The sequence below is a fragment of the Parafrankia sp. EAN1pec genome, assembly GCF_000018005.1.
Taxonomy (GTDB): domain Bacteria; phylum Actinomycetota; class Actinomycetes; order Frankiales; family Frankiaceae; genus Parafrankia; species Parafrankia soli.
In genome coordinates, this window is sequence record NC_009921.1 from 3,097,904 (window position 1) to 3,121,790 (window position 23,887).

A 23,887-nucleotide genomic window follows, 5' to 3' on the forward strand; every position below is an offset into this window, starting at 1 on the left:
CCGCGTTCGTCGAGCCACGCGGCGAAGACGAGAAGGTCGATAAACCAGTAGCCGAGGGTGGCGACGCTGGGCCGCTCACCTGGCCGTTGAACACCCCGCGACGGCGGGTAGGTGCGGTCAAGCGCCGCGTGGAAGAACGCCTTGAACGGCCGGACCAGCCGGATCGGATAGCGGTGCCAGTACAGCGCGGGGACGGTGACGTTGGCGTCGGGATGCGCAGGGCTCAGATGCCAGACCGGGTCGCTGAACCGGGACGTCATCGTGTGATCGGTGCCTGGGCGCAGCGGCCGGCTGGCGAGCACCAGCATGTCGTCGTCCGGCCAGGCAGCGGCGTCATCACTGTGAAGGGTCCGCTGGAGAGGAGCAGTCATCGCAGGTCCCAGCGGCCGTCGAGGAGCTCGCCCACAAGCTGCCTTTGCCGGTCGGTCACGGTCTCCCGTGCGCGGTCACGTTCGGCGCGGGTGTAGTGGTTCAGGATCTCCTCCAACTGGTCGAGACGCCGGCCCAGGCGCGCCGTCCAGGCGGCGGGGTCGAGGTGCGGGCGCAGCGCGCACATCCGGTCGACGGCGACGATCTGGACACCGAGCTGGTGGGGCAGGGCGCGGGCGTTCCGGCAGTCCAGACAGTCCAGGAACGACGCCGGGCACGGCTGGCCCGGCGCGACGTGCGGACCATTCCGATGTTCGGTGCAGGAGGCGAGGGCGGTGTCTTGCGCTCCCGCGATCAGACCCCGCAGAGTGTCCGGGTCGACCCCGGCTTTCGCCGCGGCCGTGACGAGATCGCGGCGGGCGTCGGCGAGAAAGTCCGCGGTAAACACCGGGATGCTCTGGGTCGCCCGCGCCTTGTCGACCTGCTCCCGAAGCGCGTCGCCGACCACGACACGGCTGTCGTCCCGGACCGTGTGGCTGCGCCGCAGGTAGTGGTCGTTCATCGTGTGCCGGCTGTGCGCGACGGGCTGACAGCGACGTTCGATCACGCTCTGGCGCAGGCGCCCCACATGCACCGCCGGTTTCGTGTCCGGTCCGGCGTGGGCGGCGGCGGGGAAGCCGCGCCGCCGAGCCCAGCCGACCAGGTCCTGGGCGTTGGCCCCTTCGACCCAGCGGGAGCCGAACTTGCCCGGCCGGGGGACGAACGCGCTCACCGCGCCGTGGTGGCCGCCGTGGCGGCACGAGACCTCGCCGAGCTCGACCAGCAGCCGGTAGACCCGTAGCGGAGAGCGGAACAGTCGATGATCATCACCTGGGGTGTCCAGTACTTCGGCCAGGCCGGCGGGCACGTCCTCCAACACAGTGATCATATGCTCGCGGTCGGGTCCCCGCCGGGGTTTGACCGCCTCCACGAGCGCGACACCGGTGTCGCTGTCGGCGCCGTCCGGCCGGTGGCACACCGCCGGCCAGGCCGCGACGGTGCCGAAGTTCTCCCCGGTCAACGCGACCAGCAGCAGGCAGAACGCGACCGCCTCGTCGCTGGACAGGCACAGCCGCCCGCCGACCGCGGTCATGCCACCGGCGCGCAGGACAGCACGGGAATGCTGGCCCGAGCTGACCCGGGGAAGATCGCCGGTGCGGTCGAAGACGTCCAGCAGGAGGCCGAATTCGGCGCCCCGACTGACGGGCGGGACACCGCCGGCGCGGAAACGGTCGAGCAGCCGCCGGCCGTCCCGGATGCGGTCCCGGGCGAGCCGCAAGTCCCGCCGCACCGCGGTCATGATCTGCTGCCACTCTGCGTCGCTGTAGCCGACGACCGCGCTGCTCTCGGCCGGCGGCGCGACCCGCTCGGACAGCAACGCCGTCCGGGTCAGTTCGGGCAGCTCGGGGTCGTCGCGGAGCAGCACCCGCAGCCGTTTGAGGTACTCCCGCTGGCACCGCTGGCCGCCGTAGCGGAGCAGAAACGCGCTGATGTGCGCCGGCCGAAGGTCGGCGGGGCCGCGCGGCGGCGTAGACGTCTCAGCGAGCAACGCGGCGAAGATCTGAAGGACATGGAAGTGCCCGGCGGCCGTAGCGATCCGTTTCGTCGCGGAGCGCGGACCGGCCCGGCGGGCGAACACCCGCGCCAGCCACCGCTGAACATCCGGCTCGACCGGCAGACCCGCGAACTCGAACACCTTCGACCGCCATCCGGACTCCTCGACGAACCGCACCCGCACGCCGTCCGTGTCCGGCGGCAGCCGATCCGCTGGACGCCAGCCTGCGTTCGGCTGGGTCGCGCGGCGACCACCCGGGCCGGCACCGCCGCTCACCCCGCTGTCCCCGCGTCGGCGGCAACTACCGTGGTGAGGGTGCGTCCGCTATCGGCGGCCACCGCGCGTAACAGCGTGTCGACGGTGGTCTGTTCCTCGGTGTCCAGCAGTGCCATCAGATAGTCGACGTCCAGACTGGTGAACGGTTCCAGATAGTGCTCGCGCGTTGTGGACGGGTCGGCGTGCCCAAGTAGACCGGCGAGCTGGTACCAGATGTCGCCGAACTGCGCCCGATAGTCCTTGAGTTCCTCGGCGCTGAACCCGCTCAGCCGGTTGTCCCACACCAGCGACAGGACCGAGAACCATTTCAGCGCGAAACTGTGCCGGCACATGTGCGGCGTGCACCACAACGGTGCCGTACTGTTGTGGCCGGCGGCGAACCACGCCCGTTCGATACGCCTGTTGGCGGCGGTGAACGTGTCCTCCCAACCATGTGGATGTTTCGGGAGACCGTCACGGCCGAGCCAGAGCGCAAGCGGCTCCAGACCGCATTCTGTTTGCCTGAAGAAACACCGGCGCTCGTGCGGGCGGAGCACGTCCACCGATATCCGAGTCAGCCCGGACGAGCCCTCCACCGTGAGGGTGCGGGCGCGGGGGTTATAGCCGGTGACAATCCGTCGGACCGCCAGCCGCTCGTAACGGCCGGACCGCTGGGCCTGGCGGACCTTTTCGGCTCGGGAGCCTTCCCGCGGGTCCAGGTAGCCGTGCACCTCCGTCAGCGCCCGGCGCGGTATCCGGTAGACCCGCCCGTGCCGGCCGCCCTTCGCGCACGCCGCGGCCAGCCACGCCCGCGGGTACGGCTCTCCACCCGGACCGGGAAGCTCCACGTCGAGAATCGTCGCCCACTCGGTCAGCCGCAGCCCCGTCCCGTACAGGCCGTCGACGAACGCGGCGTCCCGGTCCTCGTGCGGACCGCGCCAGTCCGGATGACGGACGTCATCAAAGCCGTACCCGCGCAGACCGACGTCCCGCCACTGCTCGAACGCCGACCGCAACAGCCACTTCACCTGCCTCTTCGCCGCGCCGGCCGGCCGCAGCGGGTCACGAGACCCCCACCGAGGTTCGGCTGCGCCATACGACCGTCCGGTCCGCGCCCACCGTCCGGACGGAACCGGGTTGACCACGCCGTAGCGCGCCGACGCCCACGAGTAGAAGCAGTTGAGCGCTGCACGGTCGGCGTCGAAGCTGGCTGGCGCGATCCGGCCGTCGTTCGCCTGGTCGGTCAAGCGCCAGTCCTTGAACGCTTCCACGTCACCCGCCGCCGCCGCGTCCCATCGCCGCCCGAACACCTCCAGGAAGTTCAACCACACACGAGTAGGCGTACCGCCGCCACGTTGACGGTCGCGCCGCGGCCATCGAACCGACGCGGAAGAACGGGTTAACCCGGGCGTCGACCTCTCCCGACGTTTTCAGAATCAGACGTTTTCAGAATCAACGGCGTGCCGTGACTCGCGCCGTTGCGCACTGCTCGCTCGTGCACGTCACCCAGGCCAGCGACCCCGTCAACCTCAAGCTGAGGAGGCTTGACAGTAAAGTCATAGAATTCAACTATCCAACACACACCTTTGTCCATCGTCGTCTCCAGGCAGCTCGCGAACCGACAGCGCAGCGAAGCCTAGAGAACGTCGGGCAGGTTCCACCAGCCGTCGGCAAACCCGGTACCGGCCCGCAAAGCGAGCAGAACGGTGTCGTCCCGGACGAGTAGGAGCATGACGTCGATCACGCTGCGATACGTCATGGTGACAGTGTCTCCCGGCTGTGCTGAGAGATGGTCAGCGGGTGGTCGGGTCGAGGCCGAGTGCGGCGAGCTGCTCGACGATCCAGCCGACCCGCGCGCTGGTGGACATGTTGGGTGGGATGTCGTAGATGCGCTGCCCGACCGTGGCGCAGACGCTGCGCACGACGCGGTCGGCCGCCGGCTGGATGTCGAGGACTTTCGACCGGTAGGGGTCACCGATCTGGTGCTGGTCGAACTTGTCGCAGCAGTAGAACACCGCGTCGTAGACGTGCGACCAGGCCCGGCAGAAGACTTCCATTGCGCGTAGGACGGGTGCGTGGGGTCCGTCCGGGCCGCCTGGCAGAACCAGCCAGGCGTAGGCGAGGACGTTCGCGATCGTCTTGTCTGCGATGATCATCGTGTGTTGGCGGGCGGTGCGCAGCTGGCTGGACAGCTGAGCGGCGAACAGATCGACCTCGGTTTCCAGGTCGAACTCGCCGCGGCCGTGCACGACGATCTCCTCGATGAACGGGCTGTTGCGCGCGGGCTCGGGGACGCAGGCGACGTGCACGCCGCGTTCCCGGTAGTAGGCGGCGAGGGCGTGGGTGAGGGTGGTCTTGCCGGAGGCGTGGGTGCCTTCGACCGCGACGACCAGGCAGTTGCGCAGCATCAGCGAGTTCCTTCCGTGACCAGCAGCCGGTCGTCGCGATCGGCGGGGACGGTGTGCGGGAACGCGTACCAGGCTGGATCGGCCCACGCGCCTGCGGAGGTCATCGGACGGGCGTGGCGGAAAGGTCGGTGAGTTGGTCCCATGCGGCGGCCTCGACGACGGCGTCGAGGTGGAGCGCGTCCCACTGGTAGTTGCCCGCGTTCACCGCAGCGATCAGCGCGATGGCCAGCGCGCGTATGACGCGCTGTCGAAGGATCTGCGGTGCTGCCCGCGACGTGGTAGCCGCAGCCGGGGGAACGTCGAGGGAGAGGCCGTGGAGGTGGTGGGCGGCGCACACGTCGGCCAGCGTGGCCGGTGCCGGTTCGCTGCCTGTGTCATACAGGCGGGCCAGGCCGCGTTCTGCGGGCTGGCTGTGCCATGCGGCGCGCACGGCGGTGATTCCTCGTGAGGGTTGCCCGGCGCCCGTGGCGGTCAGGGCCGCGAGTTCGTCGGCGAGCCGGTGGCCGGCGAGGATCACTGCCTGACGTCGGGCTTGGACAAGCAGCGCGTCGACCGAGGCCGCGACGGCAGCAGTCTCCGTTGGCTCCTCGGCGGCGACCGCATAGAAGCCGAACCGTACCGTCGTGTCGGTCACCGTCAGCGACCGCGCCCGTGGCAGCGGAAGGTACACGGCTGCGGCGGTCGGTGACCCGTCTGTCGCGTCGATGGTGAAGGCGGCCAGCAGGGAGGTCCAGTTGGCGAACGGCCGCCGTGCGCCGCCGAACGGGGTGTCGGTCCAGTTCAGGTTGGTCGCCTCACGCATGCGCGATCCGCAGCGAATGGCACTCTGACGGCGGTCGCTCAGCGCGGCTGGCCGCGTGTATCGAGTGCCCGAGGTACTTGGCGTAGTGGTTGCGCTTGAACCGGTACCGCGCCCAGATCTCCGTGATCGACTCGTCGAGGAGGTTACCCAACGGTTCCAGAAGGTCGGGGGCGTCGTAGACCGGCCAGGCGCTCGCCAGCCCGCGCGGACTGATCACGATCATGTGGCCTTCGGTGTCCGAGGTCCAGGCCGTCAGCCGCAACGCCGGCCGCCAGTCGTGCACCGTCCGTAGCTCGGCCAGCCGTTCGAACGCCTCCGTGGCCTCCTTCGCGGTGAGGAACTCCTGGGCAGCGAGATCGAGCGCGTTGCCCTTCTTCAACGGGAGGATCAGCTTGAGTTTCCCGGCATCGAGCACGTCGGCGATCTGGAGGGTGAACGGCAGCGCCGTCAGCGTCGAGCGGTAGACGACCGCCGACAACGACAGCGGCAGACCCGCGTCCTGGAACGCCCGCACCCCTTCCATGACCTTGTCGTAGTCGCCGCGGACTCGGTTCGTCGTCGACCGCGGCCCTTCCAGCCCGACGGTGACGAACGTGACCTTGCCTGCCAGGTGACGTGCGTGCTGGAGGCCGCGTGTGGCGTTGGTCGGCAGGCCGATGACCGTGCCAGCGAACATGTCGACGACGTCGACGATGTCCCGGCGCAGCAGCGGCTCGCCGCCGGACAGGAACACCCGGGGCACCCCCACCAGGTTGTCCCGCACCCGCTCCAGCGCAGCCAGCGTGGGGTCCGGTTCCTGCAACGTCTCGGAACAGAATGAGCAGTCGAAGTTGCACCGCTTCGTCACCTGAAGGATCACCGACAGCGGGCCGGCCGCTCCTGCGGCGACCGTCTGCAGATCTGACGACGCAAGGTGGAAGTGATGGCCGTCGGTGAAAACCACAGATTCGTCAGCATGGGAAGGGTCCTCGTCTTCGACGGACCGGGCCGCGGGATCGAGGACATGCACAGGCGGGGAATACGTGATCATCGGGTCCTTCTCGACGTAGGCGCGTACGGCGACCGAGCCAGCTGGCCGCCGCCTTCATGACGGCGGCTGCCGCACCGACGCTGAATGCCCTCAGCGTCCCAAGCGATCCACACGATGGTCATTCCCTACGGAACGAACATCCGTTTCGGGCCGGTACATAGTCGCTGACCTGCCCGAAAGCGCGCCGATGAGCCCTCATGTTCGGCTCGATGGCGTCGAATCGTTCGGGTACTTGTTGGTAGCCGTCGCACACCACTCGTGATCAACAACGTGTTCACCCAGCACGGGCGTCCCGCGCGTGCCGGGCGGTGTTCTTCAGCGGCGTTCGGCGCCGTGGGCATCTCATCGTGGCGCACATTCGGTGGTGACGGTGCGTTAGTACCGCTGGCGAAGACCAAAGCGGTCGAAGTCGGCTACCTCGCAGTCGTTCGTGAGGTCGGGCAGTCGCCGCCGTGCAGCCTTGGAAAGCCGCAAAACAGGACGAAGCTGACGCGGGCGATGTTGCGCCACACGATCACCGCACGTCACCACCGAATGTGCGCCAGAGCCCGTTGTCACCGACATAACCAGCCCAGCCCAGCGGAGTACAGCCGACCACCCAGCGATGTCGTGTCTGCGAGTTCGAGCACCGCGGGGTGGGCGTTGCTATATGTGCTCACGTAGTACCTGTGAGAATGCTGCGCCGTCCCACAGGTTGGTGCTGTGGGCCTCGATGAGAGCGCTGATGCGGCTGAGGATGTCGCCGGTGGGTTGCGGGTCTAGGCGATGGCCGTCACGGAGGCGTAGGGCGATGTGTCCGTCGGTGGATTCCTGGGCGCCGATGACAGCCTGGTAGGGCACGAGTTTGCTCTGTCGGACGCGAGCGCCCAGGCTGCCGCGTTCTGGCCCGATGATCTGTGCTCGTAGGCCGAGGTCGGTGCACTGCCGGGCCAGTGCTGCGGCGTTCGGCAGTTCGGAGTCGGTGATCGGGAGGACCACGATCTGGGTGGGGGCGAGCCAGGCGGGGAAGGCGCCCCCGTGCTGTTCGATGAGGTGGGCGACGGCTCGTTCTACGCTGCCGATGATGCTGCGGTGGACCATGACGGGGCGGTGTCGCGCACTGTCTGGGCCGATGTAGTGCAGGTCGAACTGCTCGGGCTGGTGGAAGTCGACCTGGATGGTGGACAGGGTGGACTCTCGGCCTGCGCCGTCGATGATCTGAACATCGATCTTGGGGCCGTAGAACGCGGCCTCGCCTTCGGCTGCCTCGTAGGGCAGGCCGGCTTGGTCGAGGACGTCGGTCAGCAGGGCGGTGGAGCGCTGCCACAGTTCGGGAGCGGCGACGTATTTGCCGCCGGGCCCTGGAAGTGAGAGCCGGTAGCGACGTGGAGTGATGCCGAGCGCTTCATAGGCGTGGCGGATCATGTCGAGGGCGTTTCGTGCTTCGTCTGCGACCTGGTCCAGGGTGCAGAAGATGTGCGCGTCGTTGAGGTGAATTGCGCGGACTCGGGTCAGTCCGCCGAGTACGCCGGAGAGTTCAGAGCGGTACATACCGCCCAGCTCGGCGATGCGCAGGGGCAGGTCGCGGTAGCTGTGGGACCGGGACCGGTAGATCAGTGCGTGGTGCGGGCACAGGCTCGGGCGCAAGACGATCTGTTCACCGCCAAGGTCCATCGGGGGGAACATGTCGTCGCTGTAGTGCGACCAGTGTCCCGAGATCTCGTACAGCTCCCGCTTTCCGAGGACCGGTGAGTACACGTGCTGGTAGCCCGCCCGCCGCTCGGCGGTGCGGATGTACTCCTCCAGGGTGTGCCGCACGGCCGCGCCGTCGGGCAGCCAGTAAGGCAGTCCCGCGCCGATCAGGGGGTCGGTGTCGAACAGATCCAGCTCGCGGCCGAGTTTGCGATGGTCGTGCATGGTGGTCTCCTCGCGGGATCGGGCGAGTGACCGCAAGACGAAGCCCCGGGGCACTCACCCCGGGGCTTCGGACTTCAAGATCTGTCAGCGCGCCGGGACACTCTCCGGCGTCGTCATCCTGGCAGCGCGCTTCATGCCAACTACGGTAGCAGAGGCGTAGCCCTCCGTGTCAGTCTCGGGGTGTTGATCAGCCGGGCCCTGTGGCGCGGGCGTGGGTCTGCGGAGGCGGTAGGAGTCGGTGCCGGTTTCGATGATGTTCCCGCCGAAGATGAGTCGGTCGACGATGGCTGCGCAGAGACGCGGGTCGGTGAACGTCTTGGTCCATCCGCCGAAGCTTTCGTTCGAGGCGATCGCGACTGAGACTTTCTCTTCACGTTCAGTGAGGACCTGGAAGAGAAGTTCGACGTAGCCGAGTCCGCCGATCCCACCATATCCGTCGTCGCGGCCTTGAACTTTCCGCATGTCCTGGTCTTTACCCCGTTCCATGCGCTGATGCGATCGCCTGGATACGCTTGGCGAGCTCGATGTCGTGCTCGGCGACATAGCCGCCGATGTCGCTGGAGCTGATCGACACGTGCACGGTCTTGTAGCCGAGTGTGGCATCGGAGTGGTGGCCGAACTCGTTCTGGATGACGGCGATGTGCATGACGAACGCCGCGCCCTGGACATGGGGTATCGAGTACAGCCGTTCGATGCGTCGGCCGTCGGTCGTCCATCCGTCCAGGGTCTTGAGGTGTTTCTCGATCTGTTCCCGTGTCAGTGCCTCAGCCATGATCCATCCCGGTCTCGTCGGTGGTAACGGGCGCGAGCACCTCCGCCAGATCCTGGCCGACGGGGTGAGTGCGCCACGGGGCCATGGCCGCCGCGACCGCGGCCAGTTCTCGCCGGGCCCGCGCGGAGCCGGTCTCCATCGCGAGCGCGGTCGCGTGGCGCGCGAGTTCCACCGCCCGTTCCGGCTCATGTTGCTGTGCGGCGGCGACGGCATGGCGTGCCGACCAGACCCCGACGTCGCGGCGGGCTGAGGGATGTGCGGCGGGGATGATCTGCTGCCAGAGACGGTCGGCATCGTCAGCCAGTCCGAGCCGTCCGTAGCAGGTGGCACGCTGCACCTCGACGTAGCCGTTGGTACGGCGACAGGCCGTGCCCCACTCCTCGACGTCGACCTGGTCCACGAGTCGGCCGGCCTGATCGAGCAGGAGATCGACCTGGCGATGGTCACCGCGCAGCGAGGCACCGTGCGCCTGCTGCTGCAAGGCGAACACCTGAACCTCGGGCGAGAGGTGCTGGGCATCGACCAGCGCGGCCTGGCACAGGTCGATCACGGCCGCTGCGTTTTCCAGGTCGGTGAAGGCCATCGCCCGGTCGACCAGCGCGCAGGCGACGGCGTCGCGTTCCCCGCAGCGGTGCGCCAGCTCCAAGGCGGCGTCGTGACAGCGCATCGCGGCGACCGGATCGCCGGCGTCCAGCCACAGCCAGGCCGCGAACGCTGCGAACGACGAGCCGACCTTCGCCATGCGCTGGCGGGTCGACCCGTCCGCTGTGTCCACCAGCTGCGCGATGACCTCGAATTGGGAGGCGACTGTGCCGATCAGCGCGCCGGAGCCGAGCAGCATGTCCGCGTGGTAGTGGCCTTTCAGCTGGCCGTCGAAATAGGAGACGAGCGCCGGGTCGACGCGGCGGGCACGGCCGTTACCCGCCAGGCCCGCCATGAGTGCGGATCCGGCGAGGAGGGTGAACCCGCGGCGGCCGAGAGCGTCCACCCCTTCGATGTTCCCAGCAGACGCATCGAGACGCAGTCTCTTGGGCGCGCCGCCGTATTCCGACTCGAAGCCCGGACCGGCTGGAGGTCTGGAGCGGGGGACCGCGGGTGGTGACAGTGCCACTGGGGACCCTGCCGGCGGCGTCGATCGAGCGTCTCGGCGTGTGGTGTTGATCAGGAGTGTGTCGGCGGGGGTGAGGTGTTCGCGGTCGTCGAGGTCGATGAGGTTGTGGATGCTGGTGTCGTAGACCTCGGCGAGTTGGGCGAGGAGCTGGGGGGTGGGCCGGCGGCGGTTGTTCGGTAGCGGCCAGTTCTCCAGCTCCGACAGCCGGGGGGCAGTCATGGGGGCGGTGCCGCGGGGGTCGAGGCCGGTGCGGGCGGCGTGGGCGTTGATGTGGTTTGCGGCCTGTTGCTGGGTCCAGCCGTGCGCGACGCGGTGGGCGGCGCGGGGACGGTAGTGGTAGCGGCGGGCGAACTCGATCGCGATCTCGTCGTGGGACATACCGACCGCACGCATCCGCGCCCGCAACTCGTCCTGCTCCGCCCGCAGACTGGACCTACTCATGCTTCGCCCCCTCCCGGACCTGTGCGCTGCCCGGGTCGTCAGTCGGCGGCGGAGACGGCCAGGTGATCGCGATACGGCTGTGGCGTCGGGCGAGCACGAGGGCGTCGGGGGGCAGCAACTCGTCAGGAGCGCCTGCGGGGTGGGCGCTGATGCGAGCGTTCAGGCTGGTGCCGTCCCAGGACCTGATGAGGCTGGCCAGCCTTTCGACAGTCATCTCGGCGTGGGGTCCGTGCCCGTAGGCGCCGAACTCGAACTGCTCGCGCGTCTCGCTGGTGGGGCGGTAGGTCAGGTAGGCGAAGCTGTCCCCGTCGAGAAGAGTCGGAACGCCCAGCCCCCAGGAGTGAGCGACCAGTCCGTGATCCACGGCGGCTTTCGTCGCGGCGAGCAACCCGAAGTCGGGCAGCTTCATGGCCATCCACAGGTACAGGCCGTCGAACCTGACGCCTTTCCCGACCGTGATCCCCGACCACGCCTCTCTCCGCGGCATTGCCAGCGCGGCGGCCAGGGCGTCGCCGTCGGCGTGCTGGTCGTCGTCCAGGCGCAGGCGCACATCGTCGCCGTGGAGCGGGACCAGGCGTTCACGCTGTTCTCCGGCGCCCTGCATGGGCACGAAGCCGCACAGCTCGTAGCCGCGAGCAGCCAGACGGTTGTTCTCCCGCTCGAACGCCACCGAGCGGGTCAGGCCGCGCATCCGCAGCGGGACGACGAGCCGGCCGCCCTCAGCGAGCTGGTCACTCCAGGCCGGGGGCAGGTCCCACGCGCAGACGGTGACGATGATCCTATCGAAGGGAGCGTGCTCCGGTGCGCCGAACTCCCCGTCGGCGCGCAGCAGGTTGATGCTGTCGTAGCCCGCCGCTGGCAGGAGCCGGGCTGCCCGGTCGATGACGTCCTGATCGATGTCGATCGAGGTGACCTGGCCGGTCTCGCCCACCAGCTCGGCGAGCATCGCGGCATTGAGGCCGCCCGCGCCGATCTCCAGGACGCGCATCCCGGGGCGGACCTGGGCCTGCTCCAACATCATGGCCTGGATCCGTGCGGCGGACACCGAACTGATGCTGATCCCCAGTTTGTCCGTCTTCGTCACGTAGTGGCACTCGGCGGCGTATGCCTCCTCCAACGACATCTCGGGGATGAACAGATGCCGTGGCACCGTCCGTACCGCCCGCTCCACCTCCGGCGTCGCGATCGCCTCCAGCTCATGCAGTTCCCGGATGAGCTCCTCGCGCAGGCGAGCGGCGTCATCTGGCTGGGGGGCTACCTGTTCATGGGTGGTCTCGCTCGTGGAGGTGGACACCAGGCTTCTCCTCGCTCGGATGACGACCTTGTGTGACGACTTGTCGACTCTACGGTGCCGATGATCTCTCTGGTGCGGGCGGATCTACGATGCCTGGCGTCACGAGGCGAGTCATTCCCCCCGCCGCGAACGTTTTCTTCGGCTTCGACAAGGCAGCTGACCTGCGAGAACTGTTGCGGCTGGTCGCGTTTGTTCGACGTGAACATGTCAGTTTGTTCGGCAGGATCGGGCGTATCCGATCTTGAATGTCCTTTGGATGGCGTTGCACGCCGGGAACGCTGGCCCCGCTGTCTGGTCTCGCGCCTCGGTCGAGGCTGCACTCGGTGGTGTTCGTGACCCATCCGGGCTCACCAGCGATGCGGGCGGTGCCGATCCAGCGCGCCCTCTGTCCTGACAGCGACCGGATGGTGTCGAAGGTGGGCGGCGGGAAATCGGTCATCGGTGAGCTCGCGAACGGGTGCCAGGTGAGTGAGGGAGCGGTGCACAACGACCGACGTGCCATGCGTGGCGGAGCGGTGTCCAGCGGTCATGTCCTGGTGTCTGGCTTAACCGCAGTGAGGTAAACGATCGGGGTGGTCAGGACGATGGGGTGGCGTCGCGCGGTTGCGCGCCACGCATCGGCGTAGCGGCGGGCGAAGGCGGCGCCCAGGCTGCGGTTGATCGCCTGGTAGGCGGATTCGCCGGCCGGGCCCGGGGCGTGCAGTGCCGCCTCGGCGGCGGCCACACCCGTAAGTCGGGTGGTGACGGTGTCGGTGATGTGCTCGATGTGGGTGAGGCCGGCGAGGCGGGCGTTGCCGACGGCGTAGGGCACGCTGAAGGCATGGGCGGCGGGTTGGACGCCTGCCAAAACCTTCGCGGCCTGGGTGAGTTCGTGCCGGTTCAGCCCGTCGAGGTCGATCGGGCTGCGCTGGCCGAGCAGGGGTTCGCACAGCGACAGCCGTCCTCCCGGGCGCAGGACACGGACGATGTCGATCAGCATGAGGCGGGGATGGCCGAGGGGTGCCAGGACGGTGCGGCCGATCACGGCGTCGGCACTGGCATCGGGGAGGGGTAGGTCGATGTTGTCCCATACGGACACCCATCGATAGCGGTTCTCCGGGGTTGGGCGGGTCTGGGCCAGCGCTGCGGGGGTCGGAGCCAGGACCGTGACGCTGCCACCGGGGCAGGCCGCCGACAGCGCGCCGGAGACCAGCGTCCGCGCAGGGCTGAGGGTGACAAGGTCTTGTCCGGGTCGCACGTGAGCGCCGGCGAGGACGGCAGTTTCGACCGCGGAGGTTCGACGGGGATGGGGGTCCGGCTGGTCGTAGCAGCGCACGACCAGCAGGTCCGGCTCGCTCTGTCCGCCGGCGCGGACAGCGTTGCGGCTCGTGTCCATTGCTTCGGACAGGCGCTGCCAAGTCAAGATCGCTCCTGGGGTCGAGAGCGGTACCTACCTTTCGCGGGCAGGCAGAACAAACGGAATGATCACCCGGATGGGTGGTCATGGCCATTCCCGGCAAAGGGAACGTTTTGTTCTCACTGCGATCACTGGTCTGAGACCGTGATGCGAAGCCGAGCGTTCGTCTCCGAAGGGCGCACACACCGTCGGCCCTGCATTGCATCGCAGCCAGACGGTGCCCGGACTGTTGACGAGGCGGCGATCCTGGGGCGACCGGAACAGCTGGTGCGCCCGATCGCACACCTGGGGCCGGCGCGAGGAGAACAGCTCGGCTGCCGGTGCCCGGGACGCCGAGAATGCTGTTGGTCTAGATCCGGTTGAACGGCGTGACCAGCAGGGCGACGAGAAACGCCAGAGCGAGCACGGTGGCGAGCAAGAACACCCAGGGGGTAGACGGCCACCGAACGGCAGCACCTTCATGTGCTCGTCGCGTCGCGGTTCTACATCAGGTTCCTGCTCCTCGTCGGCCTGGGCCGGGTGATCGTGGTGGTGCGGTTCGGTGGACATGCCGGGGCTCCATTCGCTGAGTAACTGCTGGACGCCTGCTGTCGTGCTGCGCGTCGAGGATCATGGCGGCGATGTCGACCTGGTAACGGGCCTCGTCGAGGTTCAGTCCCTGGTCGGCTGCATGGTCGTAGGTGTCCAGGGCTGCGCACAGATCGGTCCACGCTGCGTCTGCTGGGTCGATGGGTGGGGTGAGCGTGGCGAGTAGGTCCGTCAGCTCGGTGGGTGGGAGAAGAGCGCGCATCCGCGCGAGCAGGACGATCGGGCGGAGCGCGGGCGGAACCGTGGGGGGCATCGGTGTCGGCTTCGGTGTCGGGGACGGAATGGCGGCAGGCACGGCTCTACCAGGTCGTGCGGCGCTTCATCAGGAAGGACCGCGAGGGCGGTGCGTCCTCCTGGCGTAGACCCGCGGGCCGGCGTGGCCGGAGTTCGACAAGCAAGAATGATCAAAAGATGTCAGGGCAGGGCGGGCCAGTCTGGATTGGCCCAGCCGATTTCTGTGTAGGGCGTGACCGTGAGAAGCGTCGGCAGTACTTGGGCGTCCCAGGGGGCCAGCCGCTCAGGAGGGCTGCCCGGGGAGGCCCATTGACGGCGGGCGCTGTGGGCAGGCTCGCCTTTCCACAGGCCGACGCTGAAGACCAAGCGCACCGCAGCGTGCTCGGTGGTTCTGTGCGCGCTGACGTGAGCCAGCAGAAGGTCACGTTCGGCGACCTCGATGCCCAGGTCCCTCCCGGCGAAGGTGACGACATGTCGTTGAGGCGAGACCTCGAAACGCAGCGCGGTCGCGGGCAGGCCCCACTGGCCGTTCGCCGCCTGCTGCAACAAGATCCTTCCCGTCTGGTCGATCAGGAGCAGATGCGCGGTGACCGCCATCGGTACCGATCGCGCGCCGTGTGCCGACCTGGCGGAGTCGGAGACGACGCCGGGCCCGGTGTCCTGTGGTTCGGTCGACCGGAGCGCCGCCGCCGGGTGGGCGCGTGATCTGTTGTAGTCGGCGTGGGGCGCCGGCGGCCCTACGGCAGTGCCGGGTCGGGGCGCGCTGGGAGGCGTGCTAGGCGGAGCCATGGTTGGTCCGGGTCGGGTGCGTCTGCGCGGTGCGGACCTGGGCGACCGCGCGGGTGAGAACGGCGGTGAGGGCATCGACCTCGTCGGGGGTGAGTGCTTCGTTGTCCTCGCCATCAGGGCCGAGACCGAGGGCGATCATGGGCTGGTGGACGGTCGTGGCGGTGACGTACTGCTCGATCACCACCTGGATCGAGGTGGTATCCCGCACGCCAGGGAGCTGCGGCAGGTCGATGACCGTGAACTCGGCGATGTGGTAATCGCCGGGGCCGGTGGGATCGACGGACAGATGGCCGGCGGGCTGTGCGCACCACGGTGGGCAGGAACCGTCGACGGGGGCGGTCATAGCTTGCCTCCTGCTCTAGGTCGGTGGGGTGCGGCAGTCGGCGTGGGCGTGGTGCGTCCAGTCGTCCAGGTTGCGTAGGCCGTCGTGTACTCGTTGCAGCAGCGCTAGGTCGAAGACGTCCGGGGTCTGTGTGGTCTCGGTGGGGCCGGAGGACGGGTCACGTCGCGGGAGATCCCCTACGAGGGCGTCCGGAGCAAGGCGCATGGGTGGGGTGTTGTGGGGCAAGGCCGCCCAGACGACCTTGCCTTTCGGTCTGTAGCCGGCGGCGGTGCGAACACGGGCCTGGTAGTGGCCGGTGTCCCGGGCCAGGGCTGAGACCAGGTGCAGGCCGCGGCCGTCCTCGGCGTCGGGCCCGGCGGCCCGGCGGGTCGGGCGGCCGGTGCCCCCGTCCCATACCTCGACGAGCACATCGTGGTGGCTGTAGGTCAGGCGTAGCGCGATCTGGGACGTCAGGTCGTCGTCCCCGTCCTGGTAGGCGCGGTGACTGGCGGCGAGCGCGTTGGTGACCAGCTCGGAGGTCACGATGGTGGCTGTGTCGGTCAGACTGTCGAGTCCCCAGCGTTGGAGTTGGGCCGTCACGTGGTGGCGGGCATCGGAGGCGCACGGCGGGGTGGCGGGGTAGTGCCAGATGCGGTGCGGCAACGGATGGCCAGGCGGTTCCGGGGTTGCGGGTGGGGTGGCGGCGAGGGCGGTGGTCATGCGTTCTCCTGGCTGAGGGGGTAGGGGCTGGTCTCGCCTTCGTGCGGCGGGCGGGGCAGGTGGGAGGGGGCGGAGGCGGTGTCGTACACGAGCGCGAGGTTGTGCACGGCGAGCACCACGGTGCGGCACGGTTCTCCGCATCCACAGCTCGCGCACACGCCGTCACGCTGGAGGTGGAGGAGGTGGACAGCGGTGCCACCTGGCCACTCGAACGCAAGGTCCGCGCGGCAGGGACGCACGTGGTGGCCCGCCTGCCGTTCACTGGTGATCACTGTGTTGTGGGAGCAGTCGGCTGCGATTCCCTGCCGGGACGGGGACAGCTGGGAGTGCGCGATGGAGGGAGGAGACGTGGCGAGATCAGCGGAGTGCGACCGTCTCCGCCTGGTCAGCGCCGTCGATCGCGGTGTCGGCGAGGGTGGCGAGGGTGGCGTTCAGTGCTGCGTCGGCGCCGCGGCGGCGTAGCTCGCGGGTCAGTACGTCGAGAAGGGTCAGCGCCGCCAGGGGACGGGCCCGTAGACCGGCGGTGGCCGGCGTGAGCGGCAGGGCGGCTGCGGGCAGCGTCAGGGCGGTGACGGCGGTGTCGTAGACGGTGGCCGCCCAGATCGTCAGCACAGCGGACAGCCAGCTCTTCCACTGGTCCCGGCAGTCGGCCAGCCGGCCGGCGAGCCACGCTTCGACGCCTTCGACGAGTTCCGCCCGTACTCGCGGCGGGCAGCCGACGGCCAGCAGGTGAAGGTGGCCGAGCAGGGTTCCGGTGTCCGCGGGTTCCCCACCAGGTCCGAGCGTGGGTGACACCAGGACCGCTCGCGGCGATGCGTCGGGATACAGCACGTGGCTCGGGGTGAGGTTCCCGAAGGCGATTCCGGTGCGGGTGAATGCCGGAGGGTCCAGTTGGGCGGCCAGCCGGCCGAGCCGGATTGACAGGCTCCCTGCGAGCGCTCGGAGCTCTCCGACCTCACCTGCTGTCGCTTCTTCGGCATGGAGGTGATCTGTCGCATGGCCCAGTGCCTCGGTGACCACCCGAGGCAGGCCCTGGGCGCGGGTCGGTGCCGCGATCCGCCGCAGCTGCTTCGCCGGATCGCGGTGCAACTCGCCCAGGTCCTGCATCAGCGTTGTCAGTAGCTCGGTGAGCACTGCCGGTTGGGCCTGTAGCCGGCCGGCCAGGCTCGTGCCCGCCACCCACGGGGTGAACATCACCCCGCTGGTCATCGCGATGGGGGCGGCCACCCGTAGCCTGCTGTACGCGGCCAGCGCCGTGAGCCCATCCGCCTTCCGTACCGCCAGGTTCGCTCGACCTTCGTCGTATCCGGCCAGCATGGTGGTGAGGTCGCCGTGCTCGCCGCGGACCACCCGCGCCAGCGCTGCGTCCACCGGCCGTACCGTCGCGCACAGTACATCGTCGCCGACCCGGACCTGGCGCCACAACGCGCCACCCGCGGTGACCATCGCCCCGAACGTCACCTTGGCCTGCGGCCACAGCTCGGCCGTCGTAGCGGTGATCCGCCTTTCGGCGTGCTCGACCAGCCATGCGACGTCGACATGAGGCCAGCAGACCGGGCAGCTGGAAGGCCGGCTCATCGGATGCGCCCGACGCCGGCGTAGACCGGTAGCCGTCCCTCGACGGTGGTCTGGCGGCGCTGCCGGTCCTCGTCCCAGCCCGGCAGCAGGACCAGGCCGGGCTCGACCAGCTCGCAGCCGTCGAAGAACCGCAGCACCTCATCGCGGCTGCGGAGCCGAAACGGCGTGGTCGTGATGTCCGAGCCGATGTCGAGGAACTGACGGACGCCGACCTGCCCGGCGGCGAGGTAGCGAACCGCCTCACCCAGGAACAGACGGTTGACCAGGGCGGTGTCGCGGATCTGCGGCCAGGTCTGCTCGACCTTCGCCGCGGCCTCCCGGTCGGCCGGGAAGTTGTGCGCGCCGCCGAGGAAGAAGTCGTAGACCCGTGCCACGTTCAGACCCTCGGGCCCTGCGGGGGCGATGTCCTTGGCCCTCATCAGGAACGCCCCCGCGACCAGCGTGCCGCCCCGAGGAAGCCTCGTCTCGGCCGGCGCTGCTGGCCCGGCCGGTCGGCCGAACCAGCTTTGAGGCTGAGGGGATGGTCACGGCGCGTGGCGCGGGCGATCCTTATCATGGGAACGGTCCTCACTGACGGTAGGCAAAACCGAACCGTTACACCATCGTCCCGGCGGCGTCAGATGGTCATTCCCTTCACGACGAAGAAGCTGTTCGCACCTCCTGACACCACTTGACCTGGGAAAATGCCTGCGGGAGCCGCTATCGCTTCGCGACAGTAACGGCCCCTACACACCGAGACGTGATCGATTCACTACCGTGGACATGCCAGCGGAATCGCGAGAGCACACGCTGTCAGGGAAGGGGTGCCTTACCGTCATGGCCACACCCAGCCACCGCGTCGAGCAGGAGGAGCTGCGGGCGCGGATGCGCGCGGTCGGTATGTCCCACGACGAGATCGCGATCGAGTTCGCCCGCCGCTACCACTACCGTCTCCGTGCCGCTCACCGGGTCGCGCACGGCTGGACCCAGCAGCAGGCCGCAAACCACATCAACGCCCACGCCGCCCGCACCGGCCTCGACCCCCAGGGCACTGCCCCCATGACTGCCCCCCGGCTGTCGGAGCTGGAGAACTGGCCGCTACCGAACAACCGCCGCCGGCCCACCCCCCAGCTCCTCGCCCAACTCGCCGAGGTCTACGACACCAGCATCCACAACCTCATCGACCTCGACGACCGCGAACACCTCACCCCCGCCGACACACTCCTCATAGCCCAGATCCGCAAGGGCCTCCCACAGCCAACGCAGGACGGTTCCGCACCCGACGCCACCGCGATCAGCAGCCGGGGACCGCAGATCGATCTGCCTCGCATCGGACGCTCGCGTGTCCCTGCCGTTCCGATCGGTGTATGCGGCGCCGTCCCGACCGAGATCGACCCCGGTGCGGACATCGACGCGGACACGGCACTGCGCCGCGCGCACGAATGGCTGGTGACCGAACCACCGCAGGCCGTGGAGACCCGCACGGGACGGCGGATCGGGGAGGCGTTCACCCGCAAGGTCGAGGGCCGCGTCGCACAACTGCGCCGCCTGGACGACTTCGTTGGCGGCCGGGACCTGTATGAGCTGGTCGCGCGGGAAGTCGCCGCCACGACCGCCGTGCTCGACGACGCCGCCTACGACGAGCATCTCGGACGTCGACTGCGGTCCGCTGTCGCGGAACTGTGCCAGCTCGCCGGCTGGGTCGCGATGGACGCCGGCCACACCCAGGCCGCGCGGCGCTTCTACCTCGACGGGGTGAAAGCCGCGCACGCCGCCGGCAACAGCCCGGTCGCGGCGAACCTGATCTCGACGTTGAGCTACCAGTTCGCCAACCAGCACGACCCGCGCACCGCCATCCTGCTGGCCCGCACCGCCCTGCGCGGAGCGGAGAACTCCGCGACGCCGGCCACCCTGGCACTGTTGTACGAACGCATCGCCTGGGCACACGCGAAAGCCGGCGACCGGTCCGCCACGGAGAAGGCACTCGCCGCCGTGGAGCGTCACTACGACCAGCGACGTCCCGACGACGAACCGACCTGGGTGTACTGGCTCGACGACAACGAGATCCAGGTGATGGCCGGCCGCTGCTACGTCGAACTCGGCCTCCCGCAGCACGCCGAGCCGCTGCTGGTCGACGCGGTCGCCCGCTGCGACGAAGACCACGCCCGCGAAGCCGCCCTTTACCGCTCCTGGCTCGCCGAGGCGTACCTGCAGACAGGCGACATCGGCCGGGCCGTCGAAGAAGCCACGCATGTCGTCCGGCTCGACGCCCGCGCCGGATCAGCACGCACCTCCGACCGGGTCCAACACCTGCGAGCCGGCCTCGCCGCGTTTCGCACCGACCCGGCAGTCCGCGCCTTCGAGGACCTCTACCAATCCGAAGCGGATCTTCCAAGCAACCTGCGTCGACCGAACTGACCGGCTCGTCTGCGGTCGACGGCGCGGCGAAAACGTCGCGCGATCCGCCGAGCCACGCAACATCCACCGGCAGGATCACTACCGGGTGCAGCCAGCAGAGGCTTGGTCCGGACCCCGGCACCGGACATCCTCGGGATCGGCTCCCGACGGCTACCGCAGTCTCTCGTGCCGCCCGACGAACCGCGCGGCGGCGGTGACTATCACGGTCAGCAACAGGAGGCTCACACCCAGAGCGGCTTCCTGCCCAAGCCGGGTGCGCAAGGACGCCGCCGGGTCGGTCTCGGCGATACCCGCGGCGAAGACCATGAACGTGACGGTCAGGACGGCGACGAGCCCGACAAGGCGGATCAGCATGTTTGGGTCCTGGACCCGACCCCGGAGCTGCCGGCTCTCCTCGTCGCTCCTCTCGGCGGCCTGCTGGCGCACGGCTGCACAGGCGCGATCCCGCATCAGATCGAGCGATACCTCACGGTCCCGCAGGTACTGCTGCCGGAAAGGCGAGTCCCACAGCCTGGCTGTGGACAGGAGCCGCAGAGCCGCATCGAGACTGTCTACCGCCTCGGCGTAGCGGGCGCACTGTCGCTGCCCGGTCGCGAGCCGAAACCGGAAGGTGTGGTCGTCGGGATACGCGGCGACCGCTTCCTCGGCGCACGCCCGTAGCTGTTCGCCTTGCCCGGGAAACGGCGGCGCAGCCGATAGCGCGTGCAGCAGCACATCCATGACCTGCTGCGACCGCGGGCTGGCTGCCCACGCCTCCCCGAACAGGCTGGCCGCGTACTCGACCGTGCGGCGGCGGCTCCCGTACGCGGCGAACGCGCGCAGAGCGGTGAACAACGCACCGTGCGGCTGCTCACCTGCCACGGAGATCAGTGGCGACGACTCCAGGAACAGGTGCAGCTCGTCGAACCAGTAGTTCGTACGCAACTTGCTGGCGTGGTACATCGCGGCGAAGGCGCAGACCTCGGGGGATGACCCGGCGAACTGGCGGACGATGCTGTCGACAGCGGCGGTCAGGTCATGGTGGGACTCGACCGTGTCTCTGGTCGCGAAGGCGAAGCTGAGCGCCCACGACTCGCTGATCGCGGCCCGCTGGTGGGGCGTCAGCCCGGCCGTACGCGTGCCCAGCCAACGGGCGCACAGGGCGGCGGTCTCAACCCCAGGGTGGGTCCGCAGGCGGCGACCCCAGTAGCGCTCCGCGCAGATCAGCCACGGATCGGCGGCGAGATCAGTGGTCGTGAGCTCAAACGGCGGCTCGACACCGGCCTCGACGAGACGGGCAGCTGTCGTTCCGCATATATGTTCGAGCGCCTGCGAATCGGCAGCGGTGACCTCACCGAGCTGCGCCACGATTGCCGATACGTCAGCGTCCACAGGCCCCCTCAAGTCGCTACCAGTGACAGCGGTATATCACAACGTCGCCGTCGAACCTGGACATACAGCTATTTCCCCGACAGCCCACAGGGCCCGAAGGGGACAGATCGTACGGCCGGCCCGACAACAGCCACGCAGGACGACCAGCTTCATGGGGTAGGTCTGCCTGGTTCCGGCTGGATGGGGGGCGAGGGCGCGAGTCCAGTGGCAGCTCCGATGAACGCGACAGTCCGGTCAAGCGTGAAGTGATCCGGGACGACCTGTTCACCAGCCACCCCAAGAAGATCACGGGATAGGTACCAGCCGCGCATGTCCTCGCCGCTGAACTCGGCTGCCTGTGGCCGTGTGGCATGACGGCGCAACGTCTCCTCCAACGACGCGTCGAGGTAGAAGACGAAGCTCCGTCCCCGATGCGCGTGAAGCAGTTCGCTGATCATGGTGGTGTGACGAGACGCGGCGAGGATTCCTTCCAGCGCGACGTGGACGCCGTGATCAAGGCAGAAGCGTACGGTCTGATCGATCAGCGCCGGAGCGACCCCGCCGGGCTCGTCTCGTTCCCGCAGAAGCACTTGACGTAGGTAGTCCTGCTCGACCAGCGCGACACCGCGCCCGGCCCGCGCTCGTAACGTCCGCGCGACCGAGCTTTTCCCCGCTCCCGAGTTGCCTCGGATTACCACCAGCGTGGTCGACTCCGGGGAATTGCGTCCGATGCATGATCGATCACAGTGCTGCACGGGAGACACGGGTGATCTTAACTCGTGGAGCCTGCGCTCGACGTGTGGTCCGACCTGGTTCTTTGCGGCGGCGCGTGCGTCTGATGCGTGATTCGAGCGTCAGATGGCGGCAGGCTGCGCCGTCATGCGGGATCGCGACGGGCTGGAGGGGTCAGCTCGGTTGGAGCTGGCTGCCGGGGTTCGGCTGCTTCGTGCGGACGAGGCGGTGTTGCGGGCGATGCTGTCCGGCTGGGAGAAGCAGCAGATCGGCGGCCGGCGGCTGGACCCGCGCACGATCCACGCTCGCGCCCATGTCATCACGGGGTTTGTCGCGTTTACCAATGAGTATCCGTGGCGGTGGACTGCGGGAATGGTGGACGAGTGGTCGACGTACCTCACCGCGGAACGCGGTCTGGCGGTGTCCACGGTCCGGCAGTACCAGGGATCGTTGCGGCTTTTCTGCGACTTCGTCACGTCGCCGTTCTACGGCTGGGTCGAGGAGTGCGAGACGAGGTTCGGTACGCATCCGGTGCAGGTCTGCCACGAGTGGAACACGGTGCTGCATCTCGCGGAGTACGAGGGCCGGCCCGGTAGGCGGCCGTTGACTCGCGAGGAGGTGCAGCTGCTGTTCGACTACGCCGATGACCGGGTCGATCAGGCCGTGCGCCGACGCCGGAAGGGGGCGTTGCCTGCCTACCGGGACGCCACTGTCCTGAAAGTAATCTACGGATGGGGGCTGCGCTGCAATGAGGCGTCGCGGATCGATCTCGTGGATTTCTACCGGAATCCGAAAGCACCGGAGCTGGGTCGATTTGGGCTGTTGCACGTGCGCTACGGTAAAGGGGCAAATGGGTCGGGTCCGCGGCGTCGGACGGTCGCGAGCGTGATGCCGTGGGCGGTGGAGGCGGTGGAAGACTTCGTTGACAATGTTCGGCCCCGGATGGGCTCACGGGAGCATCCGGCGTTGTGGGTGACCGAGCGGGGTGGCCGGCTGAAACCTCGGGAAATCGAGGAACGTTTCGCGGCCTACCGCGACGCGCTGGCGCTGCCGACAGAGTTGACACCGCACTGCCTGCGCCATTCCTACGTGACGCACTTGATCGAGGACGGCGCGGACCCAAAGTTCGTACAGGAGCAGGTGGGCCACCGGTACGCGTCCACGCTGGGGATCTACACCCACGTCAGCGAAGGGTTCATGAACGCCATGATGCGAACGGCGCTGGAGACCGCGTTCGCGGCGGGCGGGGAGTTCCGGTGACGGCGAAGCTGGACTACCGCTGGCGGCTGCGGGAGGTGATGGCGGGCCACGGCATGTTCTCCACAACCGATCTCGGCCCGCTGTTGGCGCAGCGAGGCATCGTCCTGTCGCCGAGCCAGGTCTACCGGCTCGTGACGGACAAACCCGAGCGGCTGAGCCTGCGCACCTTGATGGCGTTGCTTGACATCTTGGGTTGCGCCATGGACGACCTGATCGAGCCTGTCGCGGCGTCGGGGGCGGGGCGCGGCAGCCGCCGCGTGGCCAGCGGCTCCGGCCCGGTGGACGCCACTGGTGAGACCGGTGTGGGTGATCTGCGACCACGCCGCGCCCGGGTCGTGACGCGGCGGACGCCGTGACCAGCGACCCGACAGCCGCGCCCCGGTTTCTGACCGACCCGCATACGGTCATTGCCAGCGCCATCGCCACGGTGGAGCCCGAGCTCGATCCGGCCGCCGTGGCAACAGTCGTCGCAGAGGTCGTCTCGACCCGACCGGAGGCGCGTCGGCTAGCCCGCGCTCTGCACGACGATCCGACGCTGTTGACCTCCGG

22 protein-coding genes and 1 pseudogene are annotated in these 23,887 nt (G+C 68.7%); 3 read left to right on the forward strand and 20 right to left on the reverse strand.

All coding sequences use genetic code 11. The annotated features are described in order from the left end of the window. Positions 1-367: 367 nt before the first annotated feature. The 18 genes and pseudogenes from FRANEAN1_RS12830 to FRANEAN1_RS12910 all read right to left on the reverse strand — a co-directional run bounded on the left by FRANEAN1_RS12830 (position 368) and on the right by FRANEAN1_RS12910 (position 18,018). Positions 368-2,239, reverse strand: coding sequence for a hypothetical protein (locus tag FRANEAN1_RS12830; protein ID WP_020460209.1), 1,872 nt, complete (start codon positions 2,237-2,239; stop codon positions 368-370). After that, the gene (locus FRANEAN1_RS12835; protein WP_020460210.1) at positions 2,236-3,549 is read right to left on the reverse strand and encodes an integrase; all 1,314 of its coding nucleotides are present in this window, start codon (positions 3,547-3,549) and stop codon (positions 2,236-2,238) included. Before FRANEAN1_RS12835 ends, FRANEAN1_RS12830 begins: the two co-directional genes overlap by 4 nt. A gap of 305 nt (positions 3,550-3,854) precedes the next feature. Next, entirely contained in the window at positions 3,855-3,977 is a 123-nt protein-coding gene (locus FRANEAN1_RS42120) for a hypothetical protein (RefSeq protein WP_020460211.1), read from the reverse strand. 34 nt (positions 3,978-4,011) lie between these two features. Then, positions 4,012-4,626 (reverse strand): AAA family ATPase, encoded by a 615-nt coding sequence (locus FRANEAN1_RS12840; RefSeq protein ID WP_020460212.1) that lies wholly within the window; start codon positions 4,624-4,626, stop codon positions 4,012-4,014. Positions 4,627-4,726: 100 nt separating this feature from the next. After that, complete coding sequence (locus tag FRANEAN1_RS12845) at positions 4,727-5,428, reverse strand: hypothetical protein (protein ID WP_020460213.1); 702 nt, start codon at positions 5,426-5,428, stop codon at positions 4,727-4,729. Further along, the gene (locus FRANEAN1_RS12850; RefSeq protein ID WP_020460214.1) at positions 5,421-6,458 is read right to left on the reverse strand and encodes a radical SAM protein; all 1,038 of its coding nucleotides are present in this window, start codon (positions 6,456-6,458) and stop codon (positions 5,421-5,423) included. The genes FRANEAN1_RS12845 and FRANEAN1_RS12850 overlap by 8 nt, the downstream gene beginning before the upstream one ends. A 645-nt stretch (positions 6,459-7,103) precedes the next feature. Further along, positions 7,104-8,390: a threonine--tRNA ligase gene (thrS, locus tag FRANEAN1_RS12855; protein ID WP_020460215.1), complete on the reverse strand. Its 1,287-nt coding sequence runs from the start codon at positions 8,388-8,390 to the stop codon at positions 7,104-7,106. A gap of 48 nt (positions 8,391-8,438) precedes the next feature. Then, positions 8,439-8,756: pseudogene (locus FRANEAN1_RS43275) on the reverse strand (ATP-binding protein); the annotation flags it as partial. Positions 8,757-8,826: 70 nt separating this feature from the next. Continuing rightward, positions 8,827-9,126 (reverse strand): 4a-hydroxytetrahydrobiopterin dehydratase, encoded by a 300-nt coding sequence (locus FRANEAN1_RS12865; RefSeq protein WP_020460217.1) that lies wholly within the window; start codon positions 9,124-9,126, stop codon positions 8,827-8,829. Continuing rightward, positions 9,119-10,678 carry a helix-turn-helix domain-containing protein gene (locus FRANEAN1_RS12870; protein WP_020460218.1) on the reverse strand — a complete coding sequence of 520 codons (1,560 nt, stop codon included), beginning with the start codon at positions 10,676-10,678 and terminating at the stop codon, positions 9,119-9,121. Before FRANEAN1_RS12870 ends, FRANEAN1_RS12865 begins: the two co-directional genes overlap by 8 nt. Continuing rightward, entirely contained in the window at positions 10,671-11,972 is a 1,302-nt protein-coding gene (gene fxlM, locus FRANEAN1_RS12875) for a methyltransferase, FxLD system (protein WP_020460219.1), read from the reverse strand. Before fxlM ends, FRANEAN1_RS12870 begins: the two co-directional genes overlap by 8 nt. A gap of 526 nt (positions 11,973-12,498) precedes the next feature. Continuing rightward, positions 12,499-13,374 carry a methyltransferase domain-containing protein gene (locus FRANEAN1_RS12880; RefSeq protein WP_020460221.1) on the reverse strand — a complete coding sequence of 292 codons (876 nt, stop codon included), beginning with the start codon at positions 13,372-13,374 and terminating at the stop codon, positions 12,499-12,501. 481 nt (positions 13,375-13,855) lie between these two features. Next, positions 13,856-14,209, reverse strand: coding sequence for a hypothetical protein (locus FRANEAN1_RS40920; RefSeq protein ID WP_020460223.1), 354 nt, complete (start codon positions 14,207-14,209; stop codon positions 13,856-13,858). A 161-nt stretch (positions 14,210-14,370) separates the two neighbouring features. Continuing rightward, complete coding sequence (locus FRANEAN1_RS12885; protein WP_020460224.1) at positions 14,371-14,787, reverse strand: hypothetical protein; 417 nt, start codon at positions 14,785-14,787, stop codon at positions 14,371-14,373. A gap of 178 nt (positions 14,788-14,965) precedes the next feature. Beyond that, positions 14,966-15,322 carry a hypothetical protein gene (locus FRANEAN1_RS12890; RefSeq protein WP_020460225.1) on the reverse strand — a complete coding sequence of 119 codons (357 nt, stop codon included), beginning with the start codon at positions 15,320-15,322 and terminating at the stop codon, positions 14,966-14,968. Positions 15,323-15,337: 15 nt separating this feature from the next. Then, a complete protein-coding gene (locus FRANEAN1_RS12895; protein WP_020460226.1) occupies positions 15,338-16,021 on the reverse strand; it encodes an ATP-binding protein in 684 nt (227 codons plus the stop codon). 357 nt (positions 16,022-16,378) lie between these two features. Further along, on the reverse strand, positions 16,379-17,599 hold the full coding sequence (locus FRANEAN1_RS12905) for a hypothetical protein (RefSeq protein ID WP_020460228.1): 1,221 nt from the start codon (positions 17,597-17,599) through the stop codon (positions 16,379-16,381). Continuing rightward, positions 17,596-18,018 carry an SAM-dependent methyltransferase gene (locus FRANEAN1_RS12910; RefSeq protein WP_020460229.1) on the reverse strand — a complete coding sequence of 141 codons (423 nt, stop codon included), beginning with the start codon at positions 18,016-18,018 and terminating at the stop codon, positions 17,596-17,598. The genes FRANEAN1_RS12905 and FRANEAN1_RS12910 overlap by 4 nt, the downstream gene beginning before the upstream one ends. A 397-nt stretch (positions 18,019-18,415) precedes the next feature. Between FRANEAN1_RS12910 and FRANEAN1_RS43280 the strand changes: the two genes are divergently transcribed. Further along, positions 18,416-19,996 (forward strand): helix-turn-helix transcriptional regulator, encoded by a 1,581-nt coding sequence (locus tag FRANEAN1_RS43280; protein ID WP_020460230.1) that lies wholly within the window; start codon positions 18,416-18,418, stop codon positions 19,994-19,996. A gap of 150 nt (positions 19,997-20,146) precedes the next feature. Here FRANEAN1_RS43280 and FRANEAN1_RS12920 read toward each other — a convergent pair whose 3' ends face one another. Both FRANEAN1_RS12920 and FRANEAN1_RS38600 read right to left on the reverse strand, forming a co-directional pair. Beyond that, the gene (locus tag FRANEAN1_RS12920) at positions 20,147-21,367 is read right to left on the reverse strand and encodes a hypothetical protein (RefSeq protein ID WP_020460231.1); all 1,221 of its coding nucleotides are present in this window, start codon (positions 21,365-21,367) and stop codon (positions 20,147-20,149) included. Positions 21,368-21,516: 149 nt separating this feature from the next. Beyond that, complete coding sequence (locus tag FRANEAN1_RS38600; RefSeq protein ID WP_083788511.1) at positions 21,517-22,077, reverse strand: kinase; 561 nt, start codon at positions 22,075-22,077, stop codon at positions 21,517-21,519. A gap of 148 nt (positions 22,078-22,225) precedes the next feature. On the opposite strand from FRANEAN1_RS38600, the gene FRANEAN1_RS12925 reads away from it, so the two are divergent. Continuing rightward, on the forward strand, positions 22,226-23,338 hold the full coding sequence (locus tag FRANEAN1_RS12925) for a tyrosine-type recombinase/integrase (protein ID WP_041255814.1): 1,113 nt from the start codon (positions 22,226-22,228) through the stop codon (positions 23,336-23,338). Then, positions 23,335-23,694 (forward strand): helix-turn-helix transcriptional regulator, encoded by a 360-nt coding sequence (locus FRANEAN1_RS12930; RefSeq protein ID WP_020460234.1) that lies wholly within the window; start codon positions 23,335-23,337, stop codon positions 23,692-23,694. Before FRANEAN1_RS12925 ends, FRANEAN1_RS12930 begins: the two co-directional genes overlap by 4 nt. The last annotated feature ends 193 nt before the right edge of the window (positions 23,695-23,887 follow it).